Source organism: Methylobacterium sp. J-070, from assembly GCF_022829385.1.
In the GTDB taxonomy this organism is placed as follows: Bacteria; Pseudomonadota; Alphaproteobacteria; order Rhizobiales; family Beijerinckiaceae; genus Methylobacterium.
The window spans coordinates 263,453-280,277 of the sequence record NZ_JAKSXX010000290.1; the positions used below are offsets into that span (position 1 = coordinate 263,453).

Consider the following 16,825-nt stretch of genomic DNA (forward strand, 5'->3'; position numbering starts at 1 on the left):
GCGCGGGCACCGCCGCCTCCGCGAGGTATGAGGGAGCCTGAACCGCCGGCCGCACGCCGGCACCCTCCCGGGTGGTGTGGGGGATCGGGGTCTCGGACCGCCCCGGGGGCACGGCGGCGAAGACGCCGGAGCCCAGATCGATCCCGCCCCCCACGGCGACGGATCTACCCGGCAGCGCGGTCAGAACGGCGTAGCCAAGCACCCGCCGAGCGCCGCCTTCAGCGCGGAGGCATCGCCCTCCGCCACTGTAAACGTCGCCGTCAGGGCCGGGTCGCCCGCGCGCGGGCTCGCCTGCGTCCAGGTGAGCTTGGTGCCGGGCTGGGTGAGGGTCAGGGCGACCCCGCGCAGGGGATCCTCGCCCCGGCGGGCGCCCGTCACCGTGAGGGTGAAACCGGACTCCGCCCCGGTCGCCGCGCCCTGGACCGGCATGCGCACCGAGCGCACGCTGCCGGCACTCGCCACCAGGATACCGGTGAGCGGAGTCTCGCTGGCGGAGCCTGCGAGCCCGGCGAAGTCGAAGCGCGGCGCCAGCTCGGCGAAGCGCGGCACGGTCAGCGCCGCGGACAGACCGGTGCCGCCCGGATCGCAGGCGACGTGCAGGGTCGCCGGCCTCCGATCCGTCCCCAGCTCGGCGGTGCCGGTGAGGTCCGCGCTGCCGCCCGGAACCCGGCTTCCGCCGGGCAGCAGCGGCGCCCGCCCGGTGAGGATGTCGGACAGCCGGTCGCCGCGGCTCAGCGGTCCCGCGAGGAGGGCCGCGGCGGCGATGATCACGATCGCCAAGCCCACGCCGACCCGAAGCCGCATCGTATCCTCCGCCTGTGGAGATCCCGGGCCGGCGACATAGACGATCGGGGCGCCGCCGTAACCCTTCCTTCACCCTGTTCACGGGAACTCACCTGCGGCGGCACCCGTGTGCGTTGCAGCAACTCCGTAAAAACCGATCGATCCTATGCACCGATGCTCAAGCTTGAGCGTCGCGATGCGCACGAAGATCCTGCTCGTCCTCACCCTGGTGGTCTACCTCACCACCGGCCGCGCCCCCGGCATCCGGGAGCCGCGCAACCCGGATGCGGAGCATACGGGCGGGCGCGTCGCCCTGGTGATGAAGCGCGCCTGGGCCTGAGCCGCATCCGTCTCCGGCGGACGCCCCGGCGCTCTGCAGACCGCGCCGTCATCGCGAGCGTGACGCCACCCTGGACGGCGTCGCAGCGGTCGCGAGGACGATGGTGCCGGAGTCGTCGACGGGAGACGCGATCACGCCTCCGGCGCGCAGGCCCTGAGCCGCGCCGCCACCAGCGCCTGCAGGCTCCAGAGATGACGGTCGCGGATGCCGAGCCGCTCGCACGCCTCGACGGTCCGGAACAGATATTCGGCGCTGGGCCCTGCATGCCCGCAGGCGGTGGCGATCTTCTCGGCGATCTCGGCATCCGACAGGCGGCCGGCGTAGCGGTCGCTGGCGCGGTTGACCAGGAAGGTCAGCGCCGAGACGGTGCCGGCCTCGGTGGCAACCGGCAGCCAGCGGGCGACGTAGCCCCGGCCGCGCATCTCCCGCCGCCAGAGCGGCATCAGCGCCTCGCGGATCTCCATCCCGGGCAGGCGGAACGCCACGCCCCGGCAGAGGCCGCCGCGGTCGAGCGCCAGGACGAAGCCCGGCCGCTCGGGCGTCCCGCGGAAGCGGCGCTGGAGCAGGCAGAAGCGCCGGTGGAAGCCGCGCACGGTCCCGAGCCGGCGCTCCGCGACCTCGAATTCCGGTCGCCACATCAGGGAGCCGTAGGCGAAGACCCAGAGGTCGCTGCCCTCGCGCCCCGCGACGATCCTCTCCAGCCCCGGGCGCAGCTCCGCGTCACTCAGCACGTCGAGGGCGCCCGGATCGTCGGGCACGGGCAGCGCATGGGCGCGGGCGATGAGGTCGAGGCTGAGGTCGAGGGTGCGCGGCGGAGCGGGCATGCCCCTCAACGCCGGGGCCTCACGGCTTGTTGCCCATCGCGTCCAGCTCGGGGAACGGCTGGCTGCGATGCCCGGTGCAGACCTCGTCGTCGTCGATCACCTCCAAGCGGTCGGCGTGGTAGCGCATCGCCGCCTTCGGCCGCTCGGGCTTGCCGAAGGTCCGGCCGCTCATCCGGCTCGATACGCAGTAGATCGTCCGGCCCCCATCCTCGATCGGGCCGGCGAGCCGGCTGCCCTCGAACCGCACCGGGAGCAGCGAGACCGAGCCGAACGCCACCTGTTTCAGGGCCAGCGCGGCGATCCGCTCCTTGAGGGCGGGGGAGGGCGCATCCGCAGGATCGGGCTTCGCCGTCCGCGGGGCGGCCGGCGCCGCGGTGGCGGCCAGCACCAGGGCGACGACGAGGCCGCACCGGCTCGGCGCTTCGCCGGGCCCGCGTCGACCCCTCGCGGCGGCTGCCCTGCCGGACCGCGGCCTCTCGACTGAACACGCTGCCATCGAACGCGCGCCTCCGACGCCCCGGCCGGATCGAGGCGGGCCGATGGTGCCGACTCGCCGCGTCCCGGCGGGCAATTGCGCCACAAATCAGGAATCTTTTCCAGAGCGTGGAGGCGCTGCCAAGTTGGCCCCGGAAGGCTTATCTATCGCCGATGCAGTGGACGGATGAGGGGATCGTTCTGGGCCTGCGCCGGCATGGGGAGACCGGCGTCATCCTGGAGGCGATGACGGCGGATCACGGGCGCCACCTCGGGCTCGTGCATGGCGGGCGCTCGCGCCGGATGCAGCCGGTGCTGCAGCCCGGCAACCGCGTGCGGCTGACATGGCGGGCGCGCCTCGACGAGGGTCTCGGGTCCTTCGCGGTGGAGCCCCTCGAGTCGCAGGTCTCCCGGCTGATCGCGTCGAGCCTCGCGCTCTACGGCATCGGTCACCTGGCGGCCCTGTTGCGGCTTCTCCCCGAACGCGACCCGCATCCGGCGCTCTACGCAGCAGCCGGGATCCTGGTCGAGCACCTCGACGACCCGGCGATCGCACCCCCCCTGATGGTGCGGTTCGAGCTGGCCATCCTGGCCGAACTCGGTTTCGGCCTCGATCTGACCGCCTGCGCGGCCACCGGAGGAAACGATGCCCTGGCCTACGTCTCCCCGAAGAGCGGGCGGGCGGTAAGCGCCTCGGCGGGCGAGCCGTTTCGGGCGCGCCTGCTGGCGCTGCCGACCTTCCTGCACGCGGGCGGATCCCCGGGCCCCGACGGCGTTGCCCAAGGGTTTACCTTGACGGGGTACTTCCTCGACCGGCACGTCTGGGGCCCGCGCGGTCTCGGCCCCCCCGAGGAGCGGGCGCGATTCGTTGCGCTCGGCCGCGAGGCCGGATAATGTTCGTGTTATGTTCTGTCGGCCCGCGGTCGTCGTTCCGGGGCGGCGCAGGCGAGACCGGACTCCAGAATCCCCGTCCGTGCACAGAGTTGCGGCGTCGGCGGCTCTGGATTCCGGTCTCCGCTGCGCGGTCCCGGGGTACCGGGGTGTGGTCGAGATGGTGAACTGAGGAGCCGACATGGGCCAGCCCTTCGAGCCGCCGTCCGGCGACGGGATCGAGAGCGTCGAGCTGAAATCCGCGCTCGAGGAGCGCTATCTCGCCTACGCGCTCTCCACGATCATGCACCGGGCCCTCCCGGACGCCCGCGACGGGCTGAAGCCCGTGCACCGGCGCATCCTGTACGGCATGCGGCTGCTGCGCCTCGATCCGAACACCGCGCACAAGAAGTGCGCCAAGATCGTCGGCGACGTGATGGGCGACTTCCACCCGCACGGCGACCAGGCGATCTACGACGCCCTGGTGCGCCTCAGCCAGGACTTCGCCCAGCGCTACCCGCTGGTCGACGGGCAGGGCAATTTCGGCAACATCGACGGCGACGGTCCGGCGGCCTACCGCTACACCGAGGCGCGGCTCACCGAGGTCGCCCGTCTGCTCCTCGACGGGATCGACGAGGACACGGTCGATTTCAGGCCCTCCTACAACGGCGAGAAGGAGGAGCCGGTCGTCCTGCCGGCGGCCTTCCCGAACCTCTTGGCCAACGGCAGCCAGGGCATCGCGGTCGGCATGGCGACCTCGATCCCGCCGCACAACGCCGCCGAGCTGTGCGACGCGGCGCTCTACCTGATCAACCATCCCGAGGCGACCTCGGCCCATCTCGCCAAGTTCGTGCAGGGGCCGGACTTCCCCACCGGGGGCATCCTGGTCGACTCGGCCGAGTCGATCGCCGAGGCCTACCGGACCGGCCGCGGCGCCTTCCGGGTCCGCGCCCGCTGGGCCAAGGAGGATCTCGGCCGCGGCACCTGGAACATCGTCGTCACCGAGATCCCCTACGGCATCCCGAAGGGGCGGCTGATCGAGAAGATGGCCGAGCTTCTCCAGGAGAAGAAGCTGCCGCTGCTCGCCGACGTCCGCGACGAATCGGCCGAGGACGTGCGCGTCGTGCTGGAGCCGCGCTCGCGCACGGTCGATCCGGTCATCCTGATGGAGTCGCTGTTCCGGCTCACCGAGCTGGAGACGCGCATCCCGCTCAACCTCAACGTCTTGGTCGGCGGCCTCGTGCCGAAGGTGATCGGGCTCGTCGAGTGCCTGCGGGAATGGGTCGACCACCGCCGCGTGGTGCTGCAGCGCCGGTCCCGCTACCGCCTCGGCCAGATCGACCGCCGCCTGGAGATCCTGGGCGGCCTGCTCATCGTCTATCTCGACCTCGACGAGGTGATCCGCATCATCCGCGAGGAGGACGAGCCGAAGGCCGCCCTCATGGCCCGGTTCGAATTGACCGAGCTCCAGGCCAACGCGATCCTCGACACCCGGCTGCGGTCCCTGCGCAAGCTGGAGGAGATGGAGCTGAAGCGCGAGTTCGAGGCGCTCACCGCCGAGAAGGCCGAGATCGACGCGCTGCTCGCCTCGGAGCCGGCGCAGTGGAAGACCATCCAGGGGCAGATCCGGGCCGTGAAGAAGACCTTCGGGCCCGAGACCAAGCTGGGCAAGCGCCGAACGACGCTCGCGAGCCCGCCCGATGTCGGCGGCATCGACTTCACGGCGGCGCTGGTGGAGCGCGAGCCCATCACCGTGATCGTCTCGACCAAGGGCTGGATCCGGGCGCTGAAGGGCCACGTCGCCGACCTCTCGGGGGTGGCGTTCAAGGGCGACGACACCCTGAAGATCGCCTTCCCGACCGAGACCACCCAGAAGATCCTGCTGCTCGCCACGAACGGCAAGGTGTTCACCCTGGAGGCCTCGAAGCTGCCGGGCGGGCGCGGCTTCGGCGACCCGGTGCGGCTGATGGCCGACCTCGACGACGGCACCGAGATCGTGGCGGCTCTGCCCTACCGGCCGGAGACCAAGCTGCTGATCGCCGGCTCCGACGGGCGCGGCTTCGTGGCGCCCGCCGACGCGCTGGTGGCCAACACCCGCAAGGGCAAGAGCGTGCTGGGCCTCGACGGCGACGCCACCGCGGTGGTGCTGGTCCCGGCGGACGGCGACCATGTCGCGGTGGTCAATACGGAGAAGCTGCTGCTGGTCTTCCCGATCTCCGAGGTGGCGGAACTTGCCCGCGGCAAGGGCGTCCGGCTCCAGCGCTGCCGCAGCGGCGGGCTCGTCGACGCGCACGTCTTCAAGCTGGCCGACGGCCTGCCCTGGCAGGACGGTTCCCCAGAGGGCCGCCTGGCCAACGTGTCGGTGCTGGAGAAGTGGCTGGGCCATCGCGCCGAGGTCGGGCTGATGATGGCGCGGAGTTTCCCGAAGTTCGAGCGGTTCGGGCGCTGAAGCGGGGGCTCGACGCAGAGCGGACCTATCCAGGCCACGACCTCAATGCGCGCGCTGGCTCAGCCAGAGTGCGCCAAAAGCCAGCACGCCGCCGCCAATCGGGACCGCGAGCAGGAGGAGGAACTGGGCGGTCGTCATGGGCGAAGATCCCGAAGCGCGCGCCGCACAGCCCAATGTATGGCGCCACTCATGATCCAGCCAACCACCAGGGCGACGAGCACGGGCGCACAATGCGGACGATCCGACAGGGCGGTCGATGGGAACGGCGCGAAACCGCCTACGGCACAGATCGCGACGGCGAGGCCGTTGGCATAAGTGGCCGGGAACTTGATGCGCTCGTTCGCGACGCGCTTGTCGCGTGCTTCCTCGTCCGCTTCCGGCATGGAATCCGCGCCCCCGGCCGGCTGCGAGGTTAGCCCGCAGGACGCTGCGGGGCACGCAGGCCGATCGATCCCTCACCGCCCTCCGCGCAGCCGCCTCGTCCGCCGCCCAGAGGTGCTGGGCCGCGTAGGCTCGGAACGGCCGCCACGCCTCGGCCCGGGCGAGGAGCACCGCCGGGCTCGGGCGGCCGGGGCCCGTCGCCAGCGCCCGCAGCAGGCCGACATCGCCCACCGGCAGGGCGTCCGGCAGCTTGAGCGCCCGCATGGCGATGTACTGCGCGGTCCAGGGTCCGATCCCGCGGAGCGCGGTGAAGCGCAGAACCGCGGCCTCCAGGCTCTCCGCCGGGGCGAACAGGTCCGGATCGGCGAGCGTCGCGGCGGCGAGAGCCCGGATTGCCGCGCCGCGGGCGCGCGGCATGTTCAGCGCCAGGGCGACATCCGCCTCGACCAGCGCGGCCGGCGACGGGAACACGTGGGTCAGGCCGCCCGCCGGCTCCGCGAGCCACGTCCCGAACGCCGCCACCAGCTTCCCGGCGAGACCGATCGCGGCCGTCACCGAGACCTGCTGGCCGAGAATCGCCCGGCAACCGGTCTCGAACGGGTCCCAGGCGCCCGGCAGGCGCAAGCCCGGGCGCGCCACCACGAGTTTTGCCAGGACCGGATCCCCCGCAAGGCAGCCCGCGATGGCGACCGGGTCGGCGTCGCAGTCGAACAGGCGGCGCAGGCGCTCCGCCACCGCCGGGCCGTGCCGGGGATCGAGACCGCGGACCGCGACGTGGAGGCAGCCGTCGCCGGGCCGGACCGTCAGGAACCCTTGCCGGCCCGCGACGCGGATCGTGCGGGCGTAGGCCGAGCCGCCGGGGTCGACCGTCTCGACTCCCGGGATCGCCCGCTTCGCCAGGAAGGCCAGGATCGCCGCCCAATCGTAGGGCGGACGGTAGGGAAGACGGAGGTCGCCCGCCTCCGCAGACGCGAAGGGCGGCCGCTCGGCCGCCCCCGTGGTGCCGTCGTCGGACAGGCTCCGACTCAGCCGCGCCGATCCATCGGCACGTAGTCGCGCTGGGTCGGGCCGACGTAGAGCTGGCGCGGCCGGCCGATCTTCTGCGAGGGATCCTCGATCATCTCGGCCCATTGGGCGATCCAGCCGACCGTGCGGGCCACCGCGAACAGCACCGTGAACATGTCGGTGGGGAAGCCCATCGCCTTGAGGGTGATGCCCGAGTAGAAATCGATGTTCGGGTAGAGCTTCTTTTCGACGAAGTATTCGTCCTTGAGGGCGATCTGCTCCAGTTCCATGGCGACGTGCAGCAGCGGATCGTCGGTCTTGCCGAGCTCCTTGAGCACCTGGTGGGTGGTGCTCTGCATGATCCGGGCGCGCGGGTCGTAGTTCTTGTAGACCCGGTGCCCGAAGCCCATCAGGCGGAACGGATCGTTCTTGTCCTTGGCCTTGGCGACGTACTTGCCGACGTTCTCAGGGGTGCCGATCTCCATCAGCATCTTGAGCGCCGCCTCGTTGGCGCCCCCATGGGCCGGGCCCCACAGGCAGGCGATGCCCGCCGCGATGCAGGCGAAGGGGTTGGCGCCCGAGGAGCCGGCGAGCCGCACCGTCGAGGTCGAGGCGTTCTGCTCGTGGTCGGCATGCAGGATGAAGATCTTGTCGAGCGCCCGGGCGAAGACCGGGTTGACCACGTAATCCTCGCACGGCACCGCATAGCACATGCGCAGGAAGTTCGAGGTGTAGTCGAGATCGTTCTTCGGGTACACGAACGGCTGGCCGATCGAGTATTTATACGCCATCGCCGCGAGCGTCGGCATCTTGGCGATCATGCGGATCGACGCGATCATCCGCTGACTTTCGTCGGTGATGTCGGTCGAGTCGTGATAGAAGGCCGAGAGCGCGCCCACCGACGCCACCATCACCGCCATGGGGTGCGCGTCGCGCCGGAAGCCGGTGAAGAACCGGTTCATCTGGTCGTGCACCATGGTGTGGCGCGTGACCCGGTAGTCGAAATCGGCCTTCTGGGCCTCGGTCGGCAGGGCGCCGAACAGCATCAGGTAGCAGGTCTCGAGGAAGTCGCCCTCTTCGGCGAGTTGCTCGATCGGATAGCCGCGATAGAGCAGCACGCCCTCGTCGCCGTCGATGTAGGTGATCTTCGATTCGCACGAGGCCGTCGAGGTGAAGCCCGGGTCGAAGGTGAAGGCGCCCGTCTGAGCGTAGAGCTTGCCGATGTCGATGACGTCCGGCCCGATCGTCCCGGATTTCACCGGCAGCTCGATCGTCTTGCCGTCCACGGTGATGGTGCTGGGTGCGCTCATGGATCGTGGACCCTTCTGTGGCGACGTGGCGGATGCCGGCCTCGGGCTGCCCGAGCCGGTCCCGGGGGCCTGAGCACACCGCATTATGCTGCGGGTGCTCACAGGCATGGGTTACCCAAACGGCACTGCAGCAGCAACGGCGTCGGTGACAACCCGCCCCCGACGCCAAGCGAATTTCGCCGCGCGCATTCCACCTAGCGAAATTCGGGCCGGACACGGCAGTTCCCGGAGGCGCCGGGCGGCCCTAGCCCTGGGGCATCTGGTCGCCGAGCCGCGCCAGCGTCTCGTCCCGGCCGAGCACCGCCATCACGTCGAACAGGGGCGGGGAGGTGGTGCGGCCGGTGAGCGCCGCCCGCAGGGGCTGGGCCACCTGTCCGAGCTTGCAGCCGGCCTCCTCGGCGTAGCGCCGCACGGCCTCCTCGGTCGCGACGGCGCTCCAGTCGGGCACGGCCTCCAGGGCCGGCCGCACCCCGGCGAGGCGCGCCCGGCCCTCGTCGGAGAGGAGGATGCGGGCCTTGTCGTCCAGCACCAGGGGGCGCTGCGCGGTGAGGTAATAGGCGCTGTCGAGGAGTTCGATCAGCGTCTTCGCCCGCTCCTTCAGGCCCGGCATGGCCTGGGTGAGCTTCGCCTTCAAGGCGGGCTGCAGCGGCGCCGACAGGCCGCGCTCGGGCCCGACATTCGGGAGGATCGACTCGATCGCCGCCACGAGGTCGGCATCGGGGCTGGTGCGGATGTAGAGGCCGTTGAGGTTCGCGAGCTTGGCGAAATCGAAGCGCGCCGCCGAGCGCCCCACGGAGCCGAGATCGAAGGCCGCGATCATCTCGTCGGTGGAGAACACCTCCTGGTCGCCGTGGCTCCAGCCGAGCCGCACCAGGTAGTTGCGCAGGGCCGCGGGCAGGTAGCCGAGGTCGCGATAGGCCTCGACGCCCAGCGCCCCGTGGCGCTTCGACAGCTTCGCCCCGTCGGCCCCGTGGATCAGCGGGATATGGGCCATTCTCGGGACCTCCCAGCCGAGCGCCGAGAAGATCTGGCTCTGGCGGGCGGCGTTGGTCAGGTGGTCGTCGCCGCGGATGACCTGCGTGACGCCCATGTCGTGGTCGTCGACCACGACGGCGAGCATGTAGGTCGGCGTGCCGTCCGAGCGCAGCAGCACGAGGTCGTCGAGGTCGCGGTTGGCCCAGGTCACCCGCCCCTGCACGGCGTCCTCGACCACGGTCTCGCCCTCGGTCGGCGCGCGCAGGCGGATCACCGGCTTGGCCCCGGCGGGCGCCTCGGAGGGATCGCGATCGCGCCAGCGGCCGTCGTAGCGCGGCGGGCGCCCCTCCGCCCGGGCCGCCTCCCGCATCTGCGCCAGTTCCTCGGCGCTGGCGAAACAGCGGTAGGCGCGCCCCGCGGCCAGCAGTTCCTCCGCCACGGCGCGGTGGCGCTCGGCCCGGGCGAACTGGAACACGACGTCGCCGTCCCAGTCGAGCCCGAGCCACGACAGGCCGTCCAGGATCGCGTCGATGGCGCCCTTGGTGGAACGCTCCCGGTCGGTATCCTCGATGCGCAGCAGCATGCGGCCGCCCATGTGGCGGGCGTAGAGCCAGTTGAACAACGCCGTGCGGGCCCCGCCGATATGCAGGTAGCCGGTGGGCGACGGGGCGAAGCGCGTGACGACGGCTGAGGACATCGATCCGACAGGTTCGGGGGCTGTTCGCGGCGGGGGCGCGAAGGGGCGGCAAAAGGGGCGACGGCGAGGGGCGACGGCGCGGCGAGAGGGCTCGACAGGGCGCCCGTAGCACGAAGCGCGGGCTGTGGCACGGGCCGGCGGATCGGTTAAGAATCGCTACGGGAATCGCCCGGCCGCCGACGACAGGTCGCGCGGATCGGGGCGGCGGCAATGCGGCGGATCGGCGCGAGGCTGGCGGGCGGCGCTGTGGCGCTGGCCGGCCCGCGCGCCGTCGCCCTGCCGGCGATCCGCGCTTGGCTGGTGGAGGGAATCGCCCGGGAGGCCGAGCAGCGGCGGCTGTTCCCCTGGCTGGCGGTGGCCTTCGGCGCCGGGATCGCGGTCTACTTCGCGGCGGCCGACGGCACGCCGATCCTGGCCGCGCCCCTGGTGGGCGCGGCCCTCGCCCTGGCGCCGGTCCCCGTCCTGGGCGCGCGGCCGGTCGCCCTGGCGTTGGCCCTGGCGGCGGCGGCCGCGTTCCTCGGCTTCGCGGCGGCGACCTGGCGGGTGTCGCAGGTCGCCGCCCCGATCCTCGCCCGCACCACCATCGGCCCGCTCGTCGGCATGGTCGAGGCCCTGGACGAGCGCGAGGTCGGCGCCCGGCTGGTGATCCGGGTGGAGGCGTTTGCCGGGCTTGCGCCGGAGGCGCGGCCCGGCCGGGTGCGGGTCTCGTTCCGGAAGACGCCGATCCCGCGGCCCGGGGACGTCATCGCCGCCACCGCCCGCCTGCTGCCGCCGCCGGAGGCGGCCCGGCCGGGCGGCTACGACTTCGCCCGGGACGCGTATTTCCAGGGAATCGGCGCGGTCGGCTCCCTGCTCGGCGCCGTCACGATCCGGGCGCCGTCCGAGCCGCCGCCCCTGCGCCTGCGCCTCGCCGCCCTGCTGGACGAAGCCCGCAACGCCCTGACCCGCCGGATCGCGCAGGCCGCGGGGGGGCAGGCGGGGGCGGTGGCGGCCGCCCTGGTGACGGGCAAGCGCGGTCTGATCGGGCCGGCGACCAACGACGCGCTCCGGGCCGCCGGCATCTACCACGTGGTCTCGATGGAATGAGTAGGCCGGCAAATGATGTGGTTCGCCGTTTAGGGGCGGGTTTGATAGCTTCTCACCATCACAGCTTCGAGGCCGTGCTGGGTTTCCGGTAGGCCAGCTCGCTTAGCGGGGATCGTACTTGCAGCGGCGCTTAGAGGCGGCCTTCCGCCGGGCAGGCGGGAGCGGCGGCGAGCGGGTGACCTCCACCATGGGTGCCACTTCGTCTTCGACCTGCATGCCCATGGGGGACTGCGCACCCGGCTCGAACGTCCGGCGCCCCTTGACCCACCGGGTCCAGGACGAGTTGCAGACCCGCCGGGCGTCCTCGTCCGACAGCAGCTTCGCCGACTTGCCGACGACGAAAAGCTGCGGGTTGCCGCCCTCGTCGCCCTCGGGCCAGAACTCGACGATCCTGAAGCCCTGCTCGATGAGGCGGGCGGCGATGCTGTCCGGCCTCTCGTTCACCCAGTCCGGGCTTGCCTGGACTTGGCAGAACCGCCCTTTCAGCGACCCGATACCGCCCGTTTTCGCCCGGTTGGAGCCGATGACGACCGCCCGGCCCCAGGCTTTCATCTCGTTCTCCCCCTTAGCGGGAGTGGGATTTGCAGTAGTTTTGTCCCCCTCCTCGTCTTCGGCCACGGCCACCGGCTTGGCAGGGTTGCCAGACGCCTTCCGCATCCCGCTGCCGCGCAGCTCGGCCGGGTCGATCACGACCGGGCCGGGCGGCAGCGTGCCGGCGGCGCGGGCGTTGCGGAACAGCACGCCGCCGCTGAGCTCGTCGAGCTCGTGCAGGACGCACTCGATGGCGTTCCGGGCCAGCAGGAGGAACTCGGGCGAGAACTTGCCGTAGAGGTGGTTGATGCTCTTCTCGCGGTGCCCCATCCACATCTTGCGCTGCTCCTCCACGACGAAGGGGACGCCGTAGCGGACGTAGGCCTCGCGCAGGATCGTGGAACCGAAGTCGCGCACGCTCGACGGGATGAAGTCCGGGCCCAGGTTGAGCCGGGCGCCGGCGGCCTTGAACCGCGCGCGCAGGTCGACGACCTCCTCGCCGACCCAGACGCCGTCGCCCCAGCACTCGATCTCGGCGAGCAGCGAGGGCGGCAGGGGCAGCGAGGGACGGTACTTGGTCGGCTCCTGCGCCCGACCCTTCGGGTTGAGGTGGTAGACGCCCTTGCGCAGGTCGATCTGCGCCGCCGTGGCCGCGGCGGCGGCGTCGGCCCGGGAGACGAAGGCGAGCGCCAGGAGGAACCACCTCCGCAGGTTCTCGTCGTCCTTGACGAGCCTGAGGAAGGCGGCGTGCTCCTCCACGGAGGCATGCCAGTTCCGCGCCTCGGGCTCCGGGGCGCCGAGGACGTCGGCGACGTGCTCCTTGCTGCTGATGATGGGCGGGCGCGTCACCGCGCACAGCCGGTTGCGGTCGTCGTCCTCGTCGCAGGCCCAGTTGATCGCGCTCTTGATCAGGATCATCACGTTCGAGACCGTGCCGACCTGCATCACCCGGCCGGACACGCCGCCCGCGAGCTCGTTGATGAGCTTCTTCTGCTTGCCCTTGGAGAACTCGCCCACCGTCACCCCGGGCAGCACCCTTTCGAGGCCACGGAGGGCCGACCCCGAGGTGGTCGCCCAGCTCTTGTTCCTCTTGGGGTCGCTCAGGAGGTAGAGCTCGACGACGACGTCGACCGGCAGGTCGTCCTCGCGCATGAACGGCTCGGCGACCTCCCCGCCGAGCTCCTCGGCGACGCGGATCGCGATCATCGCCCTCGCCACCAACTCGTCGTCGGTGCCGAGGCTGACCTTGTTGTCGTAGCCTCGCTCCGAATCGTACTTGGCGACGTAGAGGTTGTGGGAATTTCCCGGCTTCTTCAGCTTGTAGCCCTCGATGACGAACGTGCCGCCGATCCTCTCCGCGGCCTCGCCCATCGCGACGAGCCCGCGGATGATGGCCTCGTGCGGCTTCCGGGCGGCGTTCTTGCGCGGCTTCCTCAGCGCATTCCGGACGGAAGGCGGCGCAGCCTCTCGGCGGCCCTTCGAAGCACGTCGTCCGTCAGTCGCCCTGAAGCGCCGGGTGGACTTTCCGACGCGGGGGGCGCCGGGGTCGACGTCGTCGTTCTCGGCCGCGTTGTCGGCGGCCCTGCTCTTTCTGGACATGGTTCCACGTACCCTTCTGTAAGGATGGCCTGAACGTAGCGCTCAAGCTCGTCTCTGCGGTATATAATCCTACGCTTCCGCCGTAGGTATCCTATGCGGCGCTCCTGCCTGGCACGCCGCAACTGCTTGTCCTCAAGCACGTCGCCGTAGACCTCGTAGGCCTCCGTCTCCGTGATCAAGTCGCCCATCGAGATGGGTGCCGCGGTGGCCTGGGCTTGGCCTTCGGTCGGTCCAGGCCCGGTCATCCGGCGCCCCCATCCAGACTCCAATCGGGGCGCCGTGCAAGAGCGCATCGACCTCGTCGAGGGCGCGAATCGGTCCGGGAGGGCCGTCGCGCGGCCCTCAGCGACCGGTTCGAACGAAGCGCCGAAAACCGGCAAAACGGCCTGTTTGGGCCGGGCCCGAACCGGCCCGCGACGGGCTTCCGGACCGGCTCGGCGGATCCGTCCGGGCCGGTCGGAAGCCCGGTTCGGTGTCGTCGCCGCAGCTCAAGGATCTCATGATTGATCCTTGCGGCAATCCTAGGACGTGGCACGGGAACACCAGGATCAGGATTTTGATCCTGACAGGATTGGCGCGACAATCCTTGCTCTTGAACCACCCCGCCCGGTACGTTCGCGAGGCCGTCAAACCCGGCGTTCCGCCGCGAGCATGCCGGTCGGCGACCGCGGCGGGGTCGGGTCCGAACGCTGGTCGGGACCGCGCGAGGCGACGGGTCTCGAAGTCGCTCGGCGACCGGGTTTCGAGGGTCGAAACCACGCCCCTGCGACCTACGATCGCAGGGGTCGGTTCGCCTGGGGATCGCGCCGCGGGCGGGCTTGAGGGGCCTAGCGATTCGCATCGCAGCCTCCATCGGGCTTGTCGGTGCCGCGCAGGTAGACGACGTTGCCGGGCCCGCGGCGCGGTCGCGAGCGCAGGGCTCGCCGCTCGGCCTCGACCATCACTTCGGCCGCGACGGCCAGCCGGGCTCGCTCGATGGCGCTGTCGTAGACGGCCCCGCCCAGTTCGCGCTCCACCTCGGCGAGGGTCTGGAGCAGGCACAGGATGCGCTCATCCATGGCACGCCTCCTGACCGTCGAGGGCGGCCTGGGCTCGGTCGTGGGCCGCCATGAGGCGCATGAAGTCGCCGCCATCGACGACCCGCTCGGTCAGGAGCAGGCGGGCCAACGCCTCTACGAGGTTTCGCCGGTCACGAACGTGTCCCGATGCGGCGACGTAGGCCCGTTGCAGGTCACGCCCCACCGATGCCCGGAGTTCGGGATCGCCCTCCAGGAGGGTGGCCGCCCGCTCCATCGGCGCTCGATGGACCAAAGTGCCGCCGAGGCCGAACGACACACGGGCGGAAGCTGCGATGCCGGTGGCGTGGGCCAGGTCATCATGCGCCCCGGTCGAGACGCCCAAGCCGAACGCTTCCTCGGCGGCCCTGCCGGCGAGGGCGGAGACGACGAGCGCTTGCAGGCCGTCCTTTCCAAGCGTCTGAGCATCGCCGGGGGCGATAACCGTCGAGCCCCCGCGTCGGCCCGACGCGACGATGCTGACCTTCCTGACCTGCCCGCCGAAAGCATGAGCGACGACCCCGTGCGCCGCTTCGTGCACCGCGCATCGCCAGAGATCGTCCGCGCTCCGGTCGTCGGGTGGCAGCACCTCGTCGAGCAGGTCGTCGAGCGTCATGGATCGGCCCGCGACCCGCGCCGATCTGCGCGCCCCCCTCACCCACGCGGTCACGTCCGCCCCTGTTCCGCCGAGGCCGGCCAAGGCCGCTCTCGCCAGGTCGGCCTCGGCGAGGTCTTCGCCCAGGTGCTGTCTCAAGATGCCTTCGAGGGCGGATGCGTCCGGCCGGGGCACGCTGATCACCCTGCCGAAGCGTCCCGGGCGCAGGAGGGCGGGATCGAGCCTGCGGGGATGGTTGGTGGCGCCGATCAGGATGACCCGCTCGCCTGCGGCGGCGGTGGCCTCCACCTCCCGCAAATAGGCCTGCTGCATCGGCTTCCAGTACGAGCCGGTGCGGTCGTCCTCCCCGCCCTCGCGGCTGGGCAACGCGTCCAGCTCATCGCAGAAGAGGATGACCCCTCTTCCTTCCCGGCCTCGCGCGCGGGCACCGGCGAACGCCTCGACCAGGGCCGCGATGGTCTTGTCGAGGTACGAGCTGCCCTCGAACCACGCCGCCACCGAGGTCTCCCGAAATTCGAGCCCGAGGCTGAGGGCCAGGCTGTGCGCCAGGCTGGTCTTGCCCGTCCCGGGGTCACCGGCCCAAACGGAGCACTTGTCAGCCTCGCGCCAGAACAATTCGGGCCGCATCGTGTGAAAGTCGTCGACGAGGCGGCGCGCCCACCCGCCGGGCTCGCCCATGCCGTGGAGGTTATGCACCAGAGGGACCTCCCTCAGGGGCGCGGACGACGCGCGTGCGGCGAGCGTCCGCTGCAGGCGCTTGACGCAGCCGGTCGCCCCGCCGGCCCCCGACCGCAGGGCCAACGCCAACTCGGGCAGGTCCAGGCCCTCGACGGAGGTTGGCAACTTCCGAGGCGTCCGCCCCGTCAGGGCGCGGATTGCAGCTGCGACCAGCGCCGCCGTGGGCCGCCCCGTCCTGAGGCGGAGGTCCGCGGCGGCGATGAAGGCCGGCGGCACGTGGGCCTCCGGGGCGTGGCAGATCACTGCCACACGCTGGCCCGCGGCGACGGCCTCGACCAGCTCCGCGGCGCCATCCGTCGGCTTCCGCCGGGCCTGGTAGGACCCGTCACGCCCCTCAATGAGCCCCCACTTGGCTATTTGCGCGAGGGCGCGTCGCAGATGCGGCACCCACGCAGCGGAGGGCGCCTCGACCAACACGGCAAGACCGCGCTCGCTGGTGACGCGGTGCCGGATCTCGGGCGTCATCGCCTCCTCCAGGAGGAGGCTTGCAAGAAGGGTAAGGCTGGATCCGGCCCGCCGGAGCGCGGTACCCGCGCGTTCCTGGTCGACGCCCAGGTACTCTTCGGTGGGCACGTCGTCGACAAGCGGCTTCTTGAGACTTCTGACCATAGCTGCCTCCACGCAGGGGCAGCCGGCCGCGCTCCATGGCGGCGGGTCAGCCCTCAGCGGGTGTCGGGAAGGCGCGTGAGCGCCCGTGACGGGTCGCGGCCAGGGAAGACCCTGGCCGGGATGGCAGCCGATTTTCGGAGGGTGGTCGTCATCGGGAGCAAACCTTCAAAGGCCTCCCGGTCACGCGTGCAGGGACGCGCGGCTATCCGCGGGAGGAGGAATCGGCGTGGGCCGGTGCGGGGATCCCCGCCCGGTTCGCCGTGGATTTCGTCGGTGCGAACATGGGTTCTTAAGTGCCGATAAAGACGCGGTAGCGCAAGTCGTCCCGTGACGAGACTGCGTCTTCCACAGAAACATGGTTAATTAGACTTGGATGGCCATCGAAGGCTTGCGCCTGGGTCCTCTCAGCCGACGCGCTGGAAGCTTAGGTCAGACACGCCAGCGTCGCGTTAGCGACCGCCCGCCTCGACCTGACCGAACGAA

Annotated in this window: 11 protein-coding genes and 2 pseudogenes; 4 read left to right on the forward strand and 9 right to left on the reverse strand. The window is 71.2% G+C overall.

The window, feature by feature from the left end; genetic code table 11:
• Window positions 1-180: 180 nt before the first annotated feature.
• Window positions 181-804, reverse strand: coding sequence for a hypothetical protein (locus MKL01_RS33270; RefSeq protein ID WP_243909429.1), 624 nt, complete (start codon window positions 802-804; stop codon window positions 181-183).
• Window positions 805-979: 175 nt separating this feature from the next.
• On the opposite strand from MKL01_RS33270, the gene MKL01_RS33275 reads away from it, so the two are divergent.
• Window positions 980-1,123, forward strand: coding sequence for a hypothetical protein (locus MKL01_RS33275; RefSeq protein WP_243909430.1), 144 nt, complete (start codon window positions 980-982; stop codon window positions 1,121-1,123).
• 131 nt (window positions 1,124-1,254) lie between these two features.
• Here MKL01_RS33275 and MKL01_RS33280 read toward each other — a convergent pair whose 3' ends face one another.
• Window positions 1,255-1,947: a gamma-glutamylcyclotransferase gene (locus MKL01_RS33280; protein WP_243909431.1), complete on the reverse strand. Its 693-nt coding sequence runs from the start codon at window positions 1,945-1,947 to the stop codon at window positions 1,255-1,257.
• 19 nt (window positions 1,948-1,966) lie between these two features.
• A complete protein-coding gene (locus MKL01_RS33285; RefSeq protein ID WP_243909432.1) occupies window positions 1,967-2,443 on the reverse strand; it encodes a hypothetical protein in 477 nt (158 codons plus the stop codon).
• Window positions 2,444-2,595: 152 nt separating this feature from the next.
• On the opposite strand from MKL01_RS33285, the gene recO reads away from it, so the two are divergent.
• A complete protein-coding gene (gene recO, locus MKL01_RS33290; protein WP_243909433.1) occupies window positions 2,596-3,315 on the forward strand; it encodes a DNA repair protein RecO in 720 nt (239 codons plus the stop codon).
• Window positions 3,316-3,493: 178 nt separating this feature from the next.
• On the forward strand, window positions 3,494-5,740 hold the full coding sequence (gene parC, locus MKL01_RS33295; protein ID WP_243909434.1) for a DNA topoisomerase IV subunit A: 2,247 nt from the start codon (window positions 3,494-3,496) through the stop codon (window positions 5,738-5,740).
• Window positions 5,741-6,208: 468 nt separating this feature from the next.
• Here parC and MKL01_RS33300 read toward each other — a convergent pair.
• The 3 genes and pseudogenes from MKL01_RS33300 to gltX form a co-directional block, all read right to left on the reverse strand.
• Window positions 6,209-7,030: pseudogene (locus MKL01_RS33300) on the reverse strand (DNA-3-methyladenine glycosylase family protein); the annotation flags it as partial.
• A 116-nt stretch (window positions 7,031-7,146) separates the two neighbouring features.
• Window positions 7,147-8,436, reverse strand: coding sequence for a citrate synthase (gene gltA / locus MKL01_RS33305; protein ID WP_243909435.1), 1,290 nt, complete (start codon window positions 8,434-8,436; stop codon window positions 7,147-7,149).
• Window positions 8,437-8,680: 244 nt separating this feature from the next.
• Complete coding sequence (gene gltX, locus MKL01_RS33310; protein WP_243909436.1) at window positions 8,681-10,108, reverse strand: glutamate--tRNA ligase; 1,428 nt, start codon at window positions 10,106-10,108, stop codon at window positions 8,681-8,683.
• Between the two features lie 210 nt (window positions 10,109-10,318).
• On the opposite strand from gltX, the pseudogene MKL01_RS33315 reads away from it, so the two are divergent.
• A pseudogene (locus tag MKL01_RS33315) lies at window positions 10,319-11,188 on the forward strand (DUF4131 domain-containing protein); the annotation flags it as partial.
• Between the two features lie 108 nt (window positions 11,189-11,296).
• Here MKL01_RS33315 and MKL01_RS33320 read toward each other — a convergent pair.
• From MKL01_RS33320 to MKL01_RS33330, 3 genes are all read right to left on the reverse strand, one after another.
• Entirely contained in the window at window positions 11,297-13,324 is a 2,028-nt protein-coding gene (locus MKL01_RS33320; RefSeq protein ID WP_243909437.1) for a hypothetical protein, read from the reverse strand.
• An 827-nt stretch (window positions 13,325-14,151) separates the two neighbouring features.
• On the reverse strand, window positions 14,152-14,382 hold the full coding sequence (locus tag MKL01_RS33325) for a hypothetical protein (RefSeq protein ID WP_243909438.1): 231 nt from the start codon (window positions 14,380-14,382) through the stop codon (window positions 14,152-14,154).
• Entirely contained in the window at window positions 14,375-16,342 is a 1,968-nt protein-coding gene (locus MKL01_RS33330) for an AAA family ATPase (RefSeq protein ID WP_243909439.1), read from the reverse strand. The genes MKL01_RS33325 and MKL01_RS33330 overlap by 8 nt, the downstream gene beginning before the upstream one ends.
• Between the last annotated feature and the right edge of the window lie 483 nt (window positions 16,343-16,825).